The sequence below is a fragment of the Falsiroseomonas oryziterrae genome, assembly GCF_021864505.1.
In the GTDB taxonomy this organism is placed as follows: domain Bacteria; phylum Pseudomonadota; class Alphaproteobacteria; order Acetobacterales; family Acetobacteraceae; genus Falsiroseomonas; species Falsiroseomonas oryziterrae.
In genome coordinates, this window is the sequence record NZ_JAKJIB010000479.1 from 1 (window position 1) to 2,224 (window position 2,224).

The 2,224-nt window shown below is 72.8% G+C and carries 4 protein-coding genes; all 4 read right to left on the reverse strand.

Annotated features, from left to right (window positions below):
* Positions 1-481: protein TolR (gene tolR / locus L2I40_RS22160; RefSeq protein ID WP_372491100.1), on the reverse strand; the 481-nt coding region annotated here is incomplete at its 3' end.
* A 4-nt stretch (positions 482-485) separates the two neighbouring features.
* On the reverse strand, positions 486-1,244 hold the full coding sequence (gene tolQ, locus L2I40_RS22165) for a protein TolQ (protein ID WP_272911000.1): 759 nt from the start codon (positions 1,242-1,244) through the stop codon (positions 486-488).
* A 139-nt stretch (positions 1,245-1,383) separates the two neighbouring features.
* Complete coding sequence (locus tag L2I40_RS22170; protein WP_237217464.1) at positions 1,384-1,839, reverse strand: YbgC/FadM family acyl-CoA thioesterase; 456 nt, start codon at positions 1,837-1,839, stop codon at positions 1,384-1,386.
* A partial coding sequence (locus tag L2I40_RS22175; RefSeq protein ID WP_272911001.1) for a Holliday junction DNA helicase RuvB C-terminal domain-containing protein occupies positions 1,836-2,224 on the reverse strand: 389 nt, incomplete at its 5' end. The genes L2I40_RS22170 and L2I40_RS22175, both read right to left, overlap by 4 nt.

Below are 2,224 nucleotides of genomic sequence, written 5' to 3' on the forward strand. Positions count from 1 at the left end.
GCGCGGGCTGCGCCGGCTGCGCCGGCTGGCCGGCCGGACGGCCCGAGGGCTGCTCGGCGAGCAACGCCACGCGGGAGAAGCCGGCCGAACTGACCGTGCCCATCACCTCCATCACGCGGCCATAGGAGATGCCGCGGTCGCCGCGCACGAAGATGCGCCGCTCGGGCTGCCCCTGCGGCTGGTTGCGCATGATCGCCTGGAGCTGCGGCACCAGGTTCTCGAGCGGCACCTCGGTCTCCTGGAGGAAGATGCGGCCCTGGCCGTCGACCGAGATGGTCAGCGGCTCCTGCTCCTGGTTCAGCGGCTGCGCGGCGGTGCGCGGCAGGTCCACCGGCACGCCGACCGTCATCAGGGGCGCCGCAACCATGAAGATGATCAGCAGCACCAGCATCACGTCCACGAAGGGCGTGACGTTGATCTCGCTCATCGGCCGGTAGCGGGTGCGACCGCCCCGCGCCGGGCCCATGATCCCGCCGGCCACCTCGCTACTCCGCAGCCGCGGCCGCTGCGCGCGGACGCGCGGGCTCGGACGCCGCGGCCTCGGACTGGCGCGACAGGATAGCGGAGAACTCGGCCGCGAAGGCCTCGAGCCGGCCGGCGAAGCGGCCGAAATCGGAGGCGAACTTGTTGTAGGCCATGGTCGCCGGGATCGCCGCCACCAGGCCGATCGCGGTGGCGAAGAGCGCTTCCGCGATGCCGGGCGCGACCACCGCGAGCGAGGTGTTCTGCATCCCCGCGATCGCCTGGAAACTGTTCATGATGCCCCAGACCGTGCCGAACAGGCCGATGAAGGGCGCCGCCGAGCCGACCGTCGCGAGGAACACCATCCACCGCTCCAGCCGCTCCATCTCGCGCGACGTCGCCACTGCCATGGCGCGTTCGACGCGTTCCTTGGTGCCGACCACGGCGAGCTCGCTGCCGAGGCCGCGGCCCGCGGAGCGCTTCCACTCGCCCATCGCCGCGCCGAACACGGCGGCCATCGGGTGCGACGGCTTCTCGCCCTCGCGCTGGTAGAGCTCCTCCAGGCTGCCGCCGGACCAGAAGCGGTCCTCGAAGGCGTCGGCCTCGCGCCGGATGCGGCGCAGCGTGGTCACCTTCTCGAAGATGATCGCCCAGACCCAGACCGAGGCGAGAAGCAGCCCGATCATGACGCTCTTCACGACCCAGTCGGCCATGAGGAACAGCTGCCACAGCGACAGGTCGTGCGCCGCCGCTGCCAGGGGTGCCGCCGCTACGTTGCCCAAGGCCTGGGCCTCCTCTTCCTCGGGCCGGCTCGCGCCGGTCCCCTCAAACGCCGGGCGGGCCGCCTCCGCGGCCCCTGGCTTCGCGGCACCGGCCGCGGCGTCCCTTCGGACGCTCGGCGCACAGGGGCGCCGCCAGCCCTCAGCCCGTCACGGGCACGACCCGACGCGCCAGCTCGCTCCGCCAGGGCTCGGGGATCCTGGCGGGCCGCAGCCCGTCGGTCCCGTCCGCGCCGCCGGGGGTGGCGGCGCGGACGCAGACCAGCCCGACCAGAAGCCGCGCCAGCTCGGCCTCCCCGGCCTCGCGCAGCACGAGCTGCTCGAGATCGAGGGATGCCGCGCCGATGGCGCGAATCCGTGTCTCGACGATCAGGGGCTCGTCGAGACGGGCCGGGCGCACATACGCCACTTCGATGCGCCGCACCACAAGCATCGCATTGTAACGCTCCATCATAAGCGCATGCGGCAAGTGCATGGCACGCAAGGATTCCGTCCGGGCCCTCTCGGCCCAGCGAAGGTAGGTCGCGTGATAGGCGACACCCCCCGCATCCGTATCCTCGAAATAGACCCGGACGGGAAAGCGGTGGGGATGTGTCATTCCGGCGGCGACTCGGGCGGCATCGCCGCCAGCAGGTCCATTTGGGCCCCGAATCCGGCCGGCGGGTTCAGCCCCAGGTGCCGCCACCCCGGCTCGCCCAGCATCCGCCCGCGCGGGGTCCGGAGCACCAGGCCTTCCTGGATCAGGAAGGGCTCGATGACCTCCTCCAGCGTGTCCCGGCTTTCGGCGAGCGCCGCAGCGAGCGTCTCCACCCCGACCGGCCCGCCGCCATGGTGCTCCGCGATCCGGCGCAGGTAGCGCCGGTCCTGCGCGTCGAGCCCGAGGCGATCCACCTCGAGCCGCGCCAGCGCCGCATCCGCCATGGCGCGGTCCGCCGCCCGGCCCGCGGCCTGCGCGAAGTCGCGCACCCGCCGCAGCAGGCGTC